The following is a 16,156-nucleotide window of genomic DNA, read 5'->3' on the forward strand; positions in this document are numbered from 1 at the left end:
GGTGGCAGGGGGAGCGTCCTACCCGAGGGAGTCCCGGTAGAGGCTCCTGGCGAGGTCGGTGTCGACGGCCGGGTGCGGGTCGTTGTCGAGGTTCCCGCTGATGCCCGCCACGAAGGTGTCGATGTCCCGGCCGGTGAAGCCCCGGTCGGCGAGGGTGCCGCCGAGGCCGCCCGTCTCGATGACCGCTTGGACGGCCTGTCCGGCGTCCCGGTGGCCGAGCGCGTCGGCGACCGCGTCGAACGCGTCCTGGGCGTGGGGGTAGGCGCTGCGCAGCCAGGCGGGGTACAGCAGGGCCAGGCCCTGGCCGTGGGAGACCTCGATCCGCGGCACCGCGCCCATGGCCTGCTGGAGGCGGTGGGGCAGGCAGGTGCTGACCGTTGCCACGTTGACCCCGCCGAGCAGGGCCGCCAGGGCCATGTCCTCGCGTACCTGCGGATCGGCCGTCCCGCTCGCGACACGCGGGAAGCTGTCCCGGATCAGGGTGAGGGCGCGGCGGGAGTACGCCCGGCTCTGCTCGGTCGCGCGGACTGCGACGGCTCCCTCGACGGCGTGCGCCAGGGCGTCGAACCCGCTCTCCACCGCGAGCGCGGTCGGCAGCGGCTCGGTGAGGTCGGGATCGACGACGGCGATCCGGGGTGCCACGTCGTCGCCGCGGATCCCGGACTTGAAGTTGCGGACCACGTCGGTGACGATCGCCCCCTTGGTGACCTCGGAACCGCTGCCCGCGGTCGTCGGCACGGCGACGATCGGCAGGGCGGCGTCGGAGGCCGGCAGCGTCAGCCCGATCAGGTCGCGCACGGTGTCGGCGCCGGCGGTCACCGCGACGGCCTTCGCCGCGTCGATGGCGCTGCCGCCGCCCAGGCCGACCACCAGGTCGCAGGAGTTCGACCGGGCCAGCGCCACCGCCTCGTCGATCTCGTCGGACCGGGGGTTGGCGCTGGCCCGGTCGAAGACCGTGACCGCGACGCCCGCCGCCGTCAGCGCGGCCACCGCCCGGTCGAGGTAGCCGTGGCGCCGCATCGCGGAGCGTCCGCAGACCAGCAGGGCGTGCCCGCCCAGCGGCGCGGCCAGGCTGCCGAGCCGGTCGAGGGTGCCTCGGCCGAAGACCACCCGGGTGGCGACCGGGAGGTCGAGGTCGGTGCCGACGTCCGGTCCTGTGGTCGGGTCAGAGGTCATGGTGTCCGGCTCCTCGCCGCTCGTTGTCCTTCAGGGCCTCGAACACCGCGCAGGTGCCCTCGGCCAGGTACTGGAGTGCCGAACCGCCGCCGGTGGACCTCGGCCCGTCCCAGGGCAGTTCGGCCACGGTGTCCCCGCCCAGCAGGAGGGTGCCCGCCTCGCGGCCCGAGCGGGCCCGCAGGATGGCTGCGGCGGCGTGGCGGTTGCCCTCCGTGTAGCGTCCCGGGGTGCCCGCGACCACCGCGCGGTCGGCGCGGCGGAGCAGGTCGAGCGCCCAGGACTCGACCTCGAAGTCGACCACCGCGCAGTCGTCGGGGACACCCTGCTCGACCGTCACCCGCCGCAGGGTGCCGTCCGGTCCTGCCACCACGAGGGTGCTCGGGAGGTGGATCCTGGCGCCGCCGTCCTGCGCCAGTACGGCGCGGGCGACCTCGGCGCACCGCTCGGGTGCGCTGCCCAGCTCGGACCGGCCGATCCGGTGGCCGGCCGCCGCGAGCAGGGTGTTGAGCACCACCCCGCCCGGGACCACCAGGTCGTAGCTGCGGCTGAGACTGGCGAGACCGATGAGGGTCTTCTCCGGTTTCACCCCGCCGAGCACCGCCGCCGAATATCCGCCGGCCCCGCCCGCCCCGGCCGCCCAGGGGTCGAGCGCAGCAGCCTCCTCGACCAGGCTGTCGGTCGCGTAGCCGGGCAGGTGGTTGAGCAGGCCGGTGTTGGACGCGTGCCGCCGGTGCGCCTTGGAGAAGCCGCCGACGGCCACCCGGTCGCCCAACCCGGCGAGCGCACAGGACAGTTCGCCGTCCTCGCGCTCCTCGCCCGGGTTCAGCCGGGTGTTCCCGAACAGGGCGATCTCGCCGTCCTGGAGGCCCTCGGACCGGGCCCGCGCCCAGGCCGAGGCGTTCTCCGGCAGGTAGCGGACCCGCTGCCCGAGCCGACGGCCGAGGTACTCGGCGATGTACTCGAGGTGGCGGGCGGTGCCGTCCTTGGCGCTGCCCTGGTGGCTGAGCAGCGCGACCCGGGCCCCGGCGGCGGACAGCCGCCGCAGGTCGGCCAGTTCGGTGTCGATCCGGCCGGTGTCGGCCAGCGCCGGACCGACGTTGAACCCGGCCGAGTAGATCCAGCGCTCGCCGGGCGCGGGCCGGTGCTCGGAGAGCAGCCGCATCGCTCTCACAGCCCGTAGTGGCCCAGGCCGGCCCGCTCGTCCAGCCCGAACATCACGTTCATGTTCTGGATCGCCGAACCGGCCGCCCCCTTCACCAGGTTGTCGCTCACCGCCACCACCTTGACGAAGCCCCGGACCGGGTCGTAGTCCACCCCGAGGTGGCAGAAGTTGGAACCGACCACCGCGTTCAGGCTCGGATAGACGCCGTACTCCTTGGAGTTGAGCTTGCCCTTCTTGGCGAAGGAGTTGACCCGGACGAAGTGCTCACCGGCGTAGTGGCGTTCGTAGAGGTCCAGCAGTCGCGACCGGTCGACCTCGGCCCGGGCCTCGGCCCGCACCGCCACGCTGGCCTGGACGTAGATGCCGCGGACGAAGTTGCCGTGGGCGGTGGTCATGTCGACGCACAGCTCGCGCCCGGCCAGCGGCGCCAGGTGGGTCTCCAGCTCAGGGCCGTGCCGGTGCCCCTCCAGGCTGTACGGCAGCATGGAGCCGAACGCCTCCGCGTGCATCACCTCGGTGACCGGCTTGCTGCCCGCGCCGGAGGTGCCGTTGACCGCCGCGAGGTGGATCGCGGTGTCCAGGTCCGCCAGCCCGGAGGCCAGCAGGGGCGCGAGTCCGAGCACCGCGGTGATCGCGTAGCAGCCCGGGTTGGCCACCAGCCGTGCGGTGGCGACCTGTTCGCGGTGCAGCTCGGTGATCCCGTACACTGCCTCGGGCAGCAGCTGCGGGCTGGCGTGCGGCTCGCCGTACACCGCCGCGTACCGCTCGGGGTCGCCGAACCGGAAGTCGGCGCTGACGTCGACCACCTTCACGCCGCGCTCCAGGAAGAACGGCGCCGACCGCATCGCCTCACCGGACGGGGTGCAGAAGAACACCACGTCGAGCTCGTCGGCGCGCTCCTGGAGCTGCTCCACCGTCACGAACCGCAGCCCGCTGCCGAGCAGGTTCGGGTGGACCCGTTCGAGCTCCTCGCCGTTGCGGGCGGTCGGGACGATGGTGTCGACGGCGGGGTGGTTCAGCAGGAGCCGGCACAGCTCGCCCCCTGCGTGGCCGGTGCCCCCGACGATTCCGATGTGGAGAGTCATGCGTCACCTCGCGGAGTAATGATGATCTTGCCGGTGGCCGGTTCGCCCGCGGCCATCAGGCGCATGGCGGCGTCGGCGTCGGACAGTTCGAAACGGTGGGTGACCATGGGCATCGGGTCGATCGTGCCCTCGGCCAGCCAGGAGATCACGGTGCGGAAGTCCTCGGCGGTGGACAGCGAGGAGCCGACCACCTGAACCTCCTTGCCCACCAGGGCGTTGACCGCCACCGCGGGCGGACGGTCGAAGAAGCTCACCACCACCACGGTGCCGCCGGGCCGGACCGCCTGCACCGCCTCGTCGACCGCGCCCGGATGGCTCGAGGCGACCATCACCACGTCGGCCTCGGGCGCCGTGGCGGCCGCCCCGCCGCCGTCGGCCAGCACGTCCAGGTAGCCGTCCGCACCCAGCGCGGCGGCCCGGCGGCCCTTCTCCGGTCCGAGGTCGGAGCAGACCACCCGGCCGTACCCGAGCCGGCGGGCCGCGATCAGGCAGCCGAGACCGATGTTCCCCGCGCCGATGACGCGCAGCGTCCGGCCCTGCGCGGGGCCGGCCAGGTTGACCGCGTGGACGGCGATCGACAGCGGCTCCACCAGCGCCCCGAGCACCGGATCGGTGCCCGCGGGCAGCCGGAAGGCCATGTTCGGCCGGAGCGTCACGTACTCCGCGAAGGAGCCGTCCCACCCGAGGTGGCACAGGTTGCGCTTGGCACCGCAGAGGTTGGTGCGCCCCTGGCGGCACATCGCGCAGCTCCCGCAGTGCGAGTAGGCCGCGGCGCACACCAAGTCCCCGGCCGCGAACCCGCCGGCCGCCCGTTCGACCGTCCCGCACAGCTCGTGGCCGAGCACGGTCGGCGCGGTCTTGTACGGGTGGGCGCCGCGGAAGGTCGCCAGGTCCGAGCCGCAGATCCCGGTGGCCAGCACCCGGACCAGGAGCTCGCCCTCGGCGACCGCCGGAAGGGGGGTGCGCCGGGGCTCGATGCGGCCGTAGTCGGCCAGCACCGCGCTGTTCATCAGCATGTGTTCGCGACCTCCCGGCCGGCCAGGGCGGCGTTCACCGAGTCGACCAGGATCCGTCCGATCCGGGCCTGTGAGTCCGCCGACATCGCCCCGATGTGCGGGGTGATCACTACGTTGTCCAGCTCGCTCAGCCGGTTCGGCTGCCCCTCGCGGGCGACCACGTCCAGGCCCGCGCCGGCGATTCCGCCGCCCGCGAGCGCCTCGTAGAGCGCGTCCTCGTCGACCACCAGACCCCGGGAGACGTTGACCAGGAGGCTGGTCGGCTTCATCACGGCCAGGGCGGCGGCGTCGATCAGGTGGTGCGTCTGCTCGGTCAGCGGCACCGCCAGGCACACCACGTCGGCGGCCGGCAGCAGCTGGTCCAGGGCGACCAGCTCGTAGCCGTGCAGTTCCAGCTCCCGCCGCCGCTCCTCGGTGGCCCGGTCGACGTCGACCAGGACCCGCATGCCCAGAGCCCGGCCCAGCGCCGCGATCCGCGAGCCGATCCGGCCGAGACCGACCAGGCCGAGGGTCTTGCCGGCCAGCTCCGCGCCGGACAGCGCGGACTTGTTCCAGATGCCCTGCCGGACCTGGCGGTCGGCCAGCGCGATGTGCCGCCCGACCGTGAGCATCAGCCCGAGCGCCAGCTCCGCGACCGCCGGGGCGGACACCGCGGGGATGTTGAAGGTGGTCACGCCGGCCGCCCTGGCCGCCGCCAGGTCGATGTTGTCGACACCGGAGCCGGCCCGGGCGATCACCTTGAGCCGGTTCGCCGCGGCGATCACCCCGGCGTCCAGCCGCACCCCGCTGCGCAGCACGACCACCTCCTTGTCGCGCACCAGCCGGAGAAGCTCCTCGGCGGGCGGGCGCAGCGCGACGGTCACGTCGTGCCGGCGCTGGAGCTCCTCCAGCGCCCCCTGGTGGATCGGGTCGACCACCAGGATCCGGGGGCGCGGAGCGGCGGCCTCGGCGGCGAGCTCGGCCAGCGCGCGCCGGTCCAGCTTCCCGGAGGAGGTCAGCGGGAGCGCGTCCACCCGGTGGAACCGGTTGGGCACCAGCTGTCCCGGCATGGTCGTGCGGGCGTGCCGCCGCAGCGCGGCGACATCGAGGGTGCCGGGAACGGCCGGTACCACCAGAGCGGTCAGCAGGTCGTTGCCGGCGCTGTCCCGGGTGACCAGTGCGGCCGCGTCCGAGACCTGCTCGGCGGTCCGCAGGCCGGCCTCCACCTCGCCGAGCTCGACCCGGTGGCCGCGCAGCTTGACCTGCTGGTCGTTGCGGCCGAGGTAGGCGAGCTGCCCGTCGGGCAGCCGGCGGGCCAGGTCGCCGGTGCGGTACAGCCGGCGGCCGTCGAGCGTGCGGAACCGGTCGGCGCTGAGCTCGGGCCGGTTCAGATAGCCGGTGGCGACCCCCGCGCCCGCCACCCACATCTCGCCGACCGCACCGTCCTCGACCGGCCGCAGCTCCTCGTCGCGCAGTTCGACGGACAGGTGCGGCAGCGGGCGGCCGATCGGCGACCGGACCTCCCCGGCCAGATCCTCGGGCGTGAGCCGCAGGTACGTGGCGTGCACGGTGATCTCGGTGATGCCGTACATGTTGACCATCTCGGGCGCGGACTCGGGTACGGCGGCGAGGAACGCCCGCACCACGTCGAGGTCGACGCTCTCGCCGCCGAAGACCACGTACCGCAGCGGCAGCGCCGGGGCGCCGGAGTCGGCGTACTCCCGGGCCAGGTAGCGGAACGCGGAGGGCACCTGGTTGAGCACCGTGACGCGCTCGTCGCGCAGCAGCCGCAGGAACTCCTCGGGCGCCTGGGCGGTTTCGGCGGGGACCACGACCGCGGTCCCGCCGCACGCCCAGGCACCCCAGAGCTCCCAGACCGAGAAGTCGAACGCGGCCGAGTGGAACAAGGTCCAGCGGTCGTCCGCGTCGACGTCGAACAGCGGCAGGGTGGCCCGCAGCAGCGCGAGCACGTTGCCGTGGGTGACCACGCAGCCCTTGGGCAGGCCGGTGGAGCCGGAGGTGTAGATCACGTAGGCCGGGTCGTCCGGTCCAGGCGGTGCCGCCGCCGCGGCCGGGGCGGGCGGCGTGGCGGCCGGGTCGATCACCGGGAGCGAGTCCAGCCCGCAGGCCGCCGCCCGCTCGGGGGCGGCGACCAGGGCCGCGAGGCCGGCGTCCTCGGCCAGGTAGGCGAGCCGCTCCGGCGGGTAGGAGGGGTCGAGCGGTACGTAGGCCGCCCCGGCCTTCAGCACCCCGAGGATCCAGGCCGGCGCCTGGTGGGAGCGCTCCAGCAGCACCCCCACCAGGTCGCCGCGGCCGATGCCGGCCGCGCCGAGCAGCGCGGCGACGGCCTCGGCCGAGCGGTCGAGCTCGGCGTAGCCGACCTCGTGGCCGCCGCCGGCGACCGCGGGCGCGTCCCCGCGGTCACCGGCCACCCGGGCGAACAGCTCGGGCAGCGAGCCGACGTCCGCCGGCAGTTCACTCCCCGCCATGGTTGCCACCGACCGCCATCACGTCGCCCTGGTCGACGGGCTTGTAGTAGTCCGTGGGGTGGACCTTGGGGCCGAAGTCGCCGAACATCCGCCGCAGGCGCGGCGACATCCGCTCCAGCACCTCGGCGGGCTGCTGGAGGTAGTCGTGCGGGCGGTGCCACAGGTGCCCGTAGCGCAGGATGAAGGTCTTGCGCTCCTGGGTCTTGTTGGGCGCCACGGCGTGCCACAGCGAGTACGGGAACAGCAGCACGTCGCCGGGGGCCGCCTTGACCTCGACGGCCTCCCCGGGGAGCTCGCCGCGGCGCAGCGGCTCGTCCAGCTCCTCGATGTAGCAGAGCGCGGTCTGGTCGGTCGGCACCCGGCGGTGGCTGCCGGGAACGAGCAGGAAGTTGCCGCTGTCGGACCGGGTGACGTCGGTGAAGAAGATCTGCGCCTTGATCTGGAGGCTGGGGCTGCCGTGGGCGAGCCGGACCCGCTGGAGGTACTCGCCGCCGTCGGTGTGCCAGTACTCCAGCGCCTCGTCCTGGAGCGAGCGGACGAATATCTCGGTGCCCAGGATCTGCACGCTGTTGGTCAGCAGGGTCATCAGCGGGCCGACCAGCTTGGGGTGGTCGAGGAAGTAGTCCATGCCGGCCGTGCGGGTCACCGCGTCGCGCACCCGGACGGTGTGGCTGCGGTCGGTGAAGCTGGCGTGGTTCTCGATGGTGGGCGCGCCCTGGCCGACCACCTCGTCGATGACGGCGAGGCCGCGCTGCACCTCCTCGGGGGTGAACAGGCCCTTGAGGTGCAGGTACCCGTTCTGCTCGTAGCTCTCGAACTGCTCGTCGGTGAGCGGGGACCAGTCCCGCTCCTGTTCGGTCTTCATGGTCGATTCGCGGATGGTCGCGATGTGCATGCCAGTGCCTTTCGTCAGCGGTGGGCGGGCGGGGCCGGGGTCGTCGGTCACGGGCGCAGCTCCGCGGCCCACCGGTGCAGCAGGGTGTCGACGGTGTTCCACAGCGCCAGCACGTCGGCGGCGGCGTACCAGTCGGTCTTGAACATGACCGACACGGTGATCCCGTCCTCGTCCTCGTCCCAGAAGGTGGCGATGGCGGCGTCGTGCCAGCCCACCGAGACCCGCAGCGGTGCGGTCCGGACGCCCGGGATGGCGATCTCGCCGACCGTCCGGCGCATGCCGATCGGGCGGGCGTTGAAGGTGACGTACGGGACCTTGGCCTGCCGGCCCACCGCCTCCGGGTCCATCCGGTCGATCAGCGCCGGCCACGGCAGGTCGCTGTCGTCCAGGGTGAGCAGGACCCGCTCGCGGAAGTGGTGCAGGTAGTCGAGCGCCTCGGGGAACCGGCCGGGCTCGCTGGCCAGCACCGTCTTGCTGGCGAACCAGCCGGCGGTGTGGTTCAGGCCGGGCAGCTCCCGGTTGGCGGTGGAGAGCGTGGTGGCGACCGTGGGCCGGCCGGAGAGCCGGAACAGCGCCTGGTGGAGCGCGGCGTGCATGAGGTTCAGCCCGGTCATCCGCAGCGGGCGGGCCGCCGCGCCCAGGTCGCGGCAGAGCTGCTGCGGCAGTCGCCGGGTGAACTCCCCGTACTGCTCGTAGCGGATGTTCGAGGCGCCGGTGAACCCGTCGATCGGCATGGCCGGGATCGCGCCGATGCCCTCCAGCCGGGCGGCCACCCGGGTGAGCGCGGCCTGGCCGGCCGCCGACTCGACGGCGAGGTTCTGCCGCCGCACGAACTCCTGGAACGGCAGCTCGATCGCCGGCAGCTCCGGTACCCGGGCGCCGGACTCCCGCCCGTAGAGCGCGGCCAAGTCCCGGATCAGGACGTTCAGCGACCAGCCGTCGCTGACCAGGTGCTCGGTGACCATGGCGAAGTAGGTCTCCTCCGGCGAACGGGGGAGCACCACCAGCCGGGACACCGGACCGTGGTCCAGGTCGAACGGTTCGATCACGGCCGCGTGGACCGCCGCCAGGTCGTCCTCCTCGCTCGCGCCGGCCGCCAGCCGCACCACGTCCTGCGGCTCCGCCGATCCGACGTGCCACAGGGCCGCATCGGTGTCGAACCCGCTCAGCAGCACCGGGTGGCGCCGCTGCATGGCGTGCCAGGCGCGGTTCAGCGCGTCGAGGTCCAGCGGGCCGTGCAGCTTCAGCGGCAGGGTGCTGTGGTGCGGGTTGAACACCCCCCGCTCGGCGTCCTCCCGGGTCTGGCCCAGCCGGTGGCGGTGGTTCCAGGAGGCCTGCAGTGACTCACGCATGGTTCAACTCCCTCTCCGGGGCGAGCCGGACGACCGACGCCCCGTCATGGGCGCGGACTCCGCCGTCGGCCCGCAGCGGGCGCAGCAGCTGCTGGTCGGGGTCGCAGACGACCTCGACCAGTGCGGGTCCGGGCTCGGCCAGCACCGCGGCGATGTCGCCGTCGAGCGTGTCGACCCGGGCCAGCGTGCGGTAGGGGAGCCGGAACGCGGTGGCGACCGCCCGGAAGTCCAGCGTCTCGGGCTCCGGCAGCTCCGGGCCCTCGCACAGCGCGGCCTGCGACTCGCGGATGGAGGCGTAGCCGCCGTTGTTGAGGACGAACACCTTGATGGCCAGCCCGTACTGGCTGATGGTCGCCAGCTCCTGGATGTTCAGCTCGATCGCGCCGTCGCCGACGATCACCAGCACCTGGGCGTCGGGCTGCGCGAAGGCCGCGCCGACCGCCATCGGGACCGCCGCGCCCATGTTCAGGAACGCCGCCGAGGTGATCTCCCGCTGGGAGGCGGTGAACTCCAGGGTCTGGCCGGTCACGTAGTAGGCGCTGCCGGTGTCCACCACGAACACGTGGTCAGGACCGGTCTGGGCCTCCAGCCGGTCGACGAACCGGTAGGAGTTGATGGGCGCGCCCGGCCGGCTCTCGCCGACCGTCGGGTGGGCCTGCTTGAGCCGGGTGCAGTCGGCCAGCCAGTCCCGGTGGGCGCCGGGGACGACCGCCGATGCGGCCTCCGCCTGGAGGGCCTCCACCAGCCGGCCGACGTCCATGCAGACCGGGAAGTCCACCCGGACGCCCTTCTTGGTCAGCTGCGAGGGGTCGATGTCGACCGCGACGACGGTGGCGTCCGGGTCGAAGGCATCGGCGTCCTCACCGACGAAGGCGGTGGACAGGCTGGAGCCGAGCGAGATCACCAGGTCCGAGCGGCCCATGATCAGCCCGGGGTAGAGCCGCCCGCGGATGCCGCCCTGCCCGAAGCAGTACGGCGAGTCGTACGGCAGCAGGTCGGTGCCCAGCCGGGAGGTCACCACCGGGACCCCCAGCCGCTCGACCAGCTCGCGGAACGGCTTCACCGCGTCGGCCTGGCGGATGCCCTGCCCCGCCACGATCAGCGGCCGCTCGGCGGAGCGCAGCATGGTCATCAGCTGCCGGGCGGTCTGCCGGGCCCCGGCCCCGCGCGGCTCCCCGGTCGAGGGGAGGGCGCTCTGCAGGGTGTCCGGGTCGATCGCCGCGGCCTGCACGTCGAGCGGGATGTCCAGCCAGACCGGGCCGGGGCGGCCCTCCAGGGCGTGCCGGACCGCCTCGTCCAGGTGCACCTTGATGTCGGCGGCGCGCTCCACCACGGCGGAGTACTTGGTCATGCTGCGGGCGCTGTTCACCACGCCGAAGCCCTGGACGCCGAACGAGCGGGCGCCGTCGTCCATGTGCCGGGTCTCGACCTGACCGGAGACGACCAGCACCGGGACGCCGTCGGCGTAGGCGTCGACCAGCCCGGCCAGCGCGTTCACCGCGCCGGGGCCGCTGGTCACCAGGGCCACCCCGAGGCTGCCGGTCAGCTTCGCCGCGCCGGTCGCCATCAGCGCGGCCGCCGTCTCGTGCCGGGCGCAGATGCTCACCAGACCGGGCTGCTGGGCGAAGGCCTGGTCGAGGTGGATCGAGCCGGTCCCGGAGAGGCTGTAGCAGGTGCGGACGCCGAGGGCATGCAGGTAGGAGGCCACGTAGTCGGCCACGCGCACCGTCATGCCAGCCACTCCCTTACCCGCTTGGCGATGCCCTGGGGGGTCAGGCCGAAGTGCTCGTACAGGAACTCGGCCGGGCCGATCGGCGCGTACTCGTTCGGCACGCCGATCTGGAGCACCGGCACCGGGTGGGTGCGCACCACGGTCTCGGCGACCGCGCCGCCGAGACCGCCGTTGAGGACGTGGTCCTCGGCCACCACGAGCCTGCCGGTCCTGGCGGCGGCCCGGCCGATCGCCTCCGCGTCGATCGGCTGGACGGAGCCCAGGTGCAGCACGCCGGCGCGCACGCCGTCGGCCGCGAGCAGGTCGGCGGCCTCCACCAGGCGGCTGGTGAGCAGACCGGTGCCGACCAGGGTGACGTCCTCGCCCTCCCGCAGCTGCTCCGAGCCGCCGTAGGCGAAGCCGTGGTCGGCGGGGAACAGCTCGGGCGTGTCCAGCTTGCTGACGATCCGGATGTAGACCGGCCCGTCGTGGGTCAGGGCCTCGCGCAGCGCGGCCACGGTGTCCACCGGGGTGGCCGGTGCCAGCACCGTCATCCGGGGGATGGCCCGCATCCAGGCGAGGTCCTCGACCGCGTGGTGGGTGCCGCCGAGCGCCCCGTACGCCAGGCCGCTGACGAAGCCGCAGAACACCACGTTGGCGTTGGTGTAGGCGGCGTTCTTGATCTGCTCCAGGGCCCGCGAGGCCATGAAGCAGGAGGCCGAGTAGACGAACGGGCGCAGGCCCGCGTTGGCCATGCCGATCGCGACGCCGACCAGGTTCTGCTCGGCGATGCCGACGTCCACGAAGCGGTCGGGCAGCTCGGACTGGAAGCCGAGGGCCGAGTGGGTCTCGGCGGAGTCGTTGTTGACGATGCAGATCCGCTCGTCGGTGCGCGCCAGTTCGAGCAGCGCGGCCGAGAAGGCGGTGGCGCAGTCAGGCGTCGATGCCATGCTCAAGCTCCCGGAGTGCCTGGTCGAGAAGGTCGGGGGTCAGCCGGCGGCTGTGCCATTCGAGGTTGCGCTCCATGAAGGAGACGCCCTTGCCCTTGACGGTCGAGGCGATCACGCAGGTCGGCCTGGACTCCTCCAGCGGTGCCCCGTGGAAGACGTCCAGCAGCGCCTCGACGTCATGGCCGTCGACGGTCCGCACGCCCCAGCCGAAGGAGCGCCACTTGTCCTCCAGCGGCTCCAGCGCGTTGATGTCCTCGGTGCTGGCGCCCTTCTGGGCGAGGTTGCGGTCGACGACCACCACCAGGCTGCTCAGCTTGCGGGACGCCGCCAGCATCGCGGCCTCCCAGTTGCTGCCCTCCTGGAGCTCGCCGTCCCCGGTCAGCACGAAGGTGCGGCGCCCGGAGCCCTGCACCCGGGCGGCGAGCGCGGCGCCCGCGCCCAGCGACAGGCCGTGGCCGAGCGAGCCGGTGTTGAACTCGATGCCGGGCACCCGGGTGGAGACCACGGTGCTCAGCCGGGAGTCGGCGCCGCCGAAGGTCGACAGCTCGGCCTCGGGCAGGATGCCCTTGAGGGCGAGCACGCTGTACATGGCGGCCGACGCGTGGGCCTTGCTGAGGATGAAGCGGTCGCGGTCCGGGTCCTCGGGCCCGCCGCGCAGCACGCTGAAGTACAGCGAGCAGAGGATGTCCATGGCGGACAGGTCGGCTCCGATATGGCCGGTTCCGGCTGTGCTGACGGTGGTCAGCGCGAGGGCTCGGGCCCGTGCCGCCTGGCGGCGCACCAGCGCCACGTCTTGCGACGACAAGAGTTGATCCTTTCGGTGGTGAGAGTGGGGGGACGAGGGACCGTCAGGCCGTGAACTCCTGCCACTGGCCCAGCCGCTGGAGCGCGAAGACGTCCTTGACCTCGGCGATGCTGTCCTCCAGGTGGGCCGAGTGCCCGGTCTGGTAGATCGAGCCGAGGGCGGTCCGCAGCGAGGTGATGGTGGCGCGCAGCCCCTGGTTGGCGTAGATGACGGCCGAGACGCCCGCGGCGTGGGCCTCGTCGGCGTGCCAGTCGGGGTAGGTGGTGGGCACGACCACCACCGGGAGCCGGTTGTCCCACTGCTCCAGGAACTCCAGGACCTCGTCCTTGGTCGCCTTCTTCGAGTGCACCAGCACGGCGTCCGCGCCGGCGTCGGCGTAGGTGGTGCAGCGCTTGAGCGCCTCGTCGACGCCGAGTCCGCTGATCATGGCCTCGGTGCGGGCGATGACGAAGAAGTCCTCGCTGCGCTGGGCCTTCTTGGCGGTCTCGATCTTGTGGGCGAAGTCGCCCGCGTCGAGCAGGGTGTGGGCGGCCGCGGCGAAGCTGTTCATCTTCGGGAAGATCTTGTCTTCCATGCAGACCGCGGTGATGCCGGCCCGCTCGTACTCGGCGACCATGTAGGCCACGTTCATGCTGTTGCCGAAGCCGGTGTCGCAGTCGGCGACCACCGGAACGGTCAGCGCCTTCTGGATGTTGGCCGCGGCCTCCAGGTAGTCGGTCATGCTGAGGAGGCTGGCGTCCGGGAGGCACCGGGCGGCGGAGATCTCGAAGCTGGAGGCCCAGACGGCCTGGAAGCCGACCTGTTCGGCGATCACGCCGCCGAGCGCGGAGTGCGCTCCGGCGATCCGGGTGAGGGGGTGCTCCGCCATGACGCTGCGGAACGACGGGTGGCTGGGGTGAATGTTCAGACTCAACGTGGCGTTCCTACGGTGAAGGAGTGGGGGTTGGGTGGGCCGGCAGCTCCGACGGAGCGTCACGGGCGAAGGCCCACCGGGCGATGAGGCCGGCGAGCAGGAACACCGTGGCCAGGATCAGCCAGCCGGCGGTGCCCATGCCGAGCGGGAGCATGATGACGAGCGCGGGTCCGAAGAACTGCTGGAGACCCCGGCCGAGGCCGAACACGCCCTGGTACTCGCCCATCCGGCCCTCGGGCGGGAGTGTGAAGGACAGTCCCCAGCCGCCGGCCGACTGGGCCAGCTCGCCCAGGGTCATCACGGCCGTCCCGGTGATGAGCAGTACGACGGCCCAGGTGGTGCCGGTGCCGCCGCCCGAGGCGGCGAACACGCCGCAGGCGAGCGCCATCAGCAGGCCGGCCCGCAACAGCAGCCGGCCGGAGCCGGACACGGTGTCCGAGCCCTTGCTGGCGGCGACCTGGAGCAGCACCACCAGCACGGTGTTGACGATGGTCAGTGCCGCCACCAGGGCGACCGGCGCATGGGTCCGGTTGACGACCCACAGCGGCACGCCGACGGCGAGCACCGGCTGGAACAGCTCCAGCACCCCGCTGACCACGGTGGCCAGCAGGAACCTGCCGTCCCGGAACGCCGCCCAGGACCTCGCGGCCCCGGCCTTGGCCACCTCGGGGCCGGCCGGTCGAAGCCGTACGGTGAGGACGGCGCAGAGCAGTTGGAGCGCCGCGTTGGCGGTGAGGACCAGGAGGAAGGCGGTCCGCGAACCGGTGGCGAGTGCGGCACCGGCCAGCGCCGCTCCGCCGGTGAAGCCCAGGTTGTACAGACTGCGCATCCTGGCCCGCACACCCGCGGACCGTGCGGAACCGAACAGGGCGTGGGTCAGGGCCGCGCGCAGCGGGCTGCCGACAGTCTCGCACACCGCGATGGCGCACGCGACGATCGTGAACTCGCCGATCCGGCCGACGAATCCGTACGCCACGAAGAGCACGGCGAGCAGTGCGTAGCTCGCCGCCAGCGGCCTGCGCGCGCCGAGCCGGTCCGCGACCCGGCCACCCGGGATGGTGGCGAGGAAGCCGCACAGACCGGCGATCGACATGGCCACCGAGACGCTGTCGGCGGACAGGCCGACGGTCCTGGTGAAGAAGACCGCGCTGGAGGTCAGGAAGAGGCCGGTGCCGAGTGACTGGGCGAGCGTGAGCACGCCCATCCGGCGCTCGGCACCGGGCGCCGGGATCAGGTCTCGCAGAAGGCCGGTGGTGGCCGTGCGGAGGGTAGGCATGGGTCTTCCCGGGGTAGTGGCACACGGAGGTGACTGATCGTCAGAAAGACGGGGGCCCGGGCGGGGCCTGGAGGTCGGCGAGGGCGGGGCCTAGGGATTGGTGAGCAAGTCCCTGGCGGTCCGCAGGACCCGCCGCCCGTCGACGGTGAACTCGAACGCCAGCCGGTCGACCGCCTGTTCCAGCAGTGCGGTCATCCCCTGGTGGTCGTCGGCCGAGCCGCACAGCAGGTCGAGCAGGGTGGTGCTGGTCCCGCCCGCCAGCTCGGTGCCGGGCCGCACGGACGGCCGGTAGCCGGTGATGCCGGGCAGCGCCCGGACGGCGGCCGCGCCGTCGACGCGTTCGACTCTGGCCGGGGCGGTCGGGCCCGGTGTGTAGTACTGGAAGTGGACCCCCTCCGGTCGGACCGGGCTCAGGTTGACGCTCCGCCCGAGGGCGATCTCGCCCGCCAGTGCGACGAGGTCGAGCCCCACCGCGCGTCTGGCCAGCTCGGCCTGCTCCCCGCCGAGCCGCCCGTTGACCTCGATCAGGCGCGGCCCTGCGGGTGTCAGCTTGATCTCGGTGTGGGTCAGGCCGTGGGTGACGCCCAGGGCGCGCAGTGCGCGGTCGGTCAGCGACACCACCTCGGCCTGCTGCTCCGGCGGCAGTTGGGAGGGCCAGAACTGGCCCGACTCGCGGAACGGCGGTGCCAGCGGGAGCTTGCCGGAGACGGCGTAGTGGCAGCTGCCCTCCGGGGTGACCGCGCTCTCCACCGAGACGTAGTCCCCGAACGGCGCGCAGTCGGCGCCCTGGAGGAACTCCTCGACGACCAGGGCCGGTTCGGTCCGCAGGAACTCCTCGACCACGGCGGCGCCGTGCTCGGGGTCGGTCACCCGGACGGTGTTCCGGCTGCCCTCGCCGCGCACCGGCTTGACCACGGCGGGCAGCCCGGTCAGGGCCAGCGCGGCCGGCCAGTCCTCGGGGGTGCTGACCACCATGCTCCGGACGGAGTCCACCCCCGCCTCCCGCAGGCAGCGGCGCTGGGCCGCCTTGTCCGTCAACACCCGTACCGTTTCCGGGGAGTTGTACGGCAGGCCGAGCAGCTCCGCGAGTCTGGCGGTGTCGGGGAGCATGCGTTCGCTGAAGGTCAGGATGCCCTCGACCGGGTACCGGCGCAGCAGGGCCACGACCGCCTCGTCGGTGTCCGCCAGGGACACCACGCCGGCGCAGTTCTCCTCGAACAACGGCCCGACCTGCTGGGCGTGTTCGGACGGTGCGAGTGCGACGACCACGGGTTCCGAGCCGCCCAGCCGACCGATGATGTCGCGCGGTGAGGCCGCGCCCTGGTCGTAAACGACGACGATCGCCAT

13 protein-coding genes are annotated in these 16,156 nt (G+C 73.0%); all 13 read right to left on the reverse strand.

What is annotated here, in order from left to right:
- Positions 1-18: 18 nt before the first annotated feature.
- Positions 19-1,176, reverse strand: coding sequence for an iron-containing alcohol dehydrogenase (locus tag UK12_RS07485; RefSeq protein WP_045300924.1), 1,158 nt, complete (start codon positions 1,174-1,176; stop codon positions 19-21).
- On the reverse strand, positions 1,166-2,338 hold the full coding sequence (gene pgk / locus UK12_RS07490; protein ID WP_045300926.1) for a phosphoglycerate kinase: 1,173 nt from the start codon (positions 2,336-2,338) through the stop codon (positions 1,166-1,168). Before pgk ends, UK12_RS07485 begins: the two co-directional genes overlap by 11 nt.
- Positions 2,339-2,343: 5 nt before the next feature.
- Positions 2,344-3,423 carry an N-acetyl-gamma-glutamyl-phosphate reductase gene (argC, locus tag UK12_RS07495; RefSeq protein WP_045300928.1) on the reverse strand — a complete coding sequence of 360 codons (1,080 nt, stop codon included), beginning with the start codon at positions 3,421-3,423 and terminating at the stop codon, positions 2,344-2,346.
- Complete coding sequence (locus UK12_RS07500; RefSeq protein ID WP_045300929.1) at positions 3,420-4,439, reverse strand: zinc-dependent alcohol dehydrogenase; 1,020 nt, start codon at positions 4,437-4,439, stop codon at positions 3,420-3,422. The genes argC and UK12_RS07500 overlap by 4 nt, the downstream gene beginning before the upstream one ends.
- Complete coding sequence (locus tag UK12_RS37250) at positions 4,433-6,907, reverse strand: amino acid adenylation domain-containing protein (protein WP_063838220.1); 2,475 nt, start codon at positions 6,905-6,907, stop codon at positions 4,433-4,435. Before UK12_RS37250 ends, UK12_RS07500 begins: the two co-directional genes overlap by 7 nt.
- The gene (locus UK12_RS07510) at positions 6,894-7,802 is read right to left on the reverse strand and encodes a phytanoyl-CoA dioxygenase family protein (protein WP_045300931.1); all 909 of its coding nucleotides are present in this window, start codon (positions 7,800-7,802) and stop codon (positions 6,894-6,896) included. Before UK12_RS07510 ends, UK12_RS37250 begins: the two co-directional genes overlap by 14 nt.
- 47 nt (positions 7,803-7,849) lie before the next feature.
- Positions 7,850-9,154: a condensation domain-containing protein gene (locus tag UK12_RS07515; RefSeq protein WP_045300933.1), complete on the reverse strand. Its 1,305-nt coding sequence runs from the start codon at positions 9,152-9,154 to the stop codon at positions 7,850-7,852.
- Positions 9,147-10,886 carry a thiamine pyrophosphate-binding protein gene (locus UK12_RS07520; RefSeq protein WP_045300935.1) on the reverse strand — a complete coding sequence of 580 codons (1,740 nt, stop codon included), beginning with the start codon at positions 10,884-10,886 and terminating at the stop codon, positions 9,147-9,149. The genes UK12_RS07515 and UK12_RS07520 overlap by 8 nt, the downstream gene beginning before the upstream one ends.
- Positions 10,883-11,815 carry a transketolase family protein gene (locus UK12_RS07525; protein ID WP_045300937.1) on the reverse strand — a complete coding sequence of 311 codons (933 nt, stop codon included), beginning with the start codon at positions 11,813-11,815 and terminating at the stop codon, positions 10,883-10,885. Before UK12_RS07525 ends, UK12_RS07520 begins: the two co-directional genes overlap by 4 nt.
- Entirely contained in the window at positions 11,799-12,620 is an 822-nt protein-coding gene (locus UK12_RS07530; protein ID WP_045300939.1) for a transketolase, read from the reverse strand. The genes UK12_RS07525 and UK12_RS07530 overlap by 17 nt, the downstream gene beginning before the upstream one ends.
- A gap of 43 nt (positions 12,621-12,663) precedes the next feature.
- The gene (locus UK12_RS07535; RefSeq protein ID WP_045300941.1) at positions 12,664-13,533 is read right to left on the reverse strand and encodes an isocitrate lyase/phosphoenolpyruvate mutase family protein; all 870 of its coding nucleotides are present in this window, start codon (positions 13,531-13,533) and stop codon (positions 12,664-12,666) included.
- Between the two features lie 10 nt (positions 13,534-13,543).
- A complete protein-coding gene (locus UK12_RS07540; RefSeq protein WP_045300943.1) occupies positions 13,544-14,809 on the reverse strand; it encodes an MFS transporter in 1,266 nt (421 codons plus the stop codon).
- A gap of 90 nt (positions 14,810-14,899) precedes the next feature.
- Positions 14,900-16,156 carry a hypothetical protein gene (locus tag UK12_RS07545; protein WP_045300945.1) on the reverse strand — a complete coding sequence of 419 codons (1,257 nt, stop codon included), beginning with the start codon at positions 16,154-16,156 and terminating at the stop codon, positions 14,900-14,902.

This window comes from Saccharothrix sp. ST-888 (assembly GCF_000955975.1).
GTDB lineage: Bacteria > Actinomycetota > Actinomycetes > Streptomycetales > Streptomycetaceae > Kitasatospora.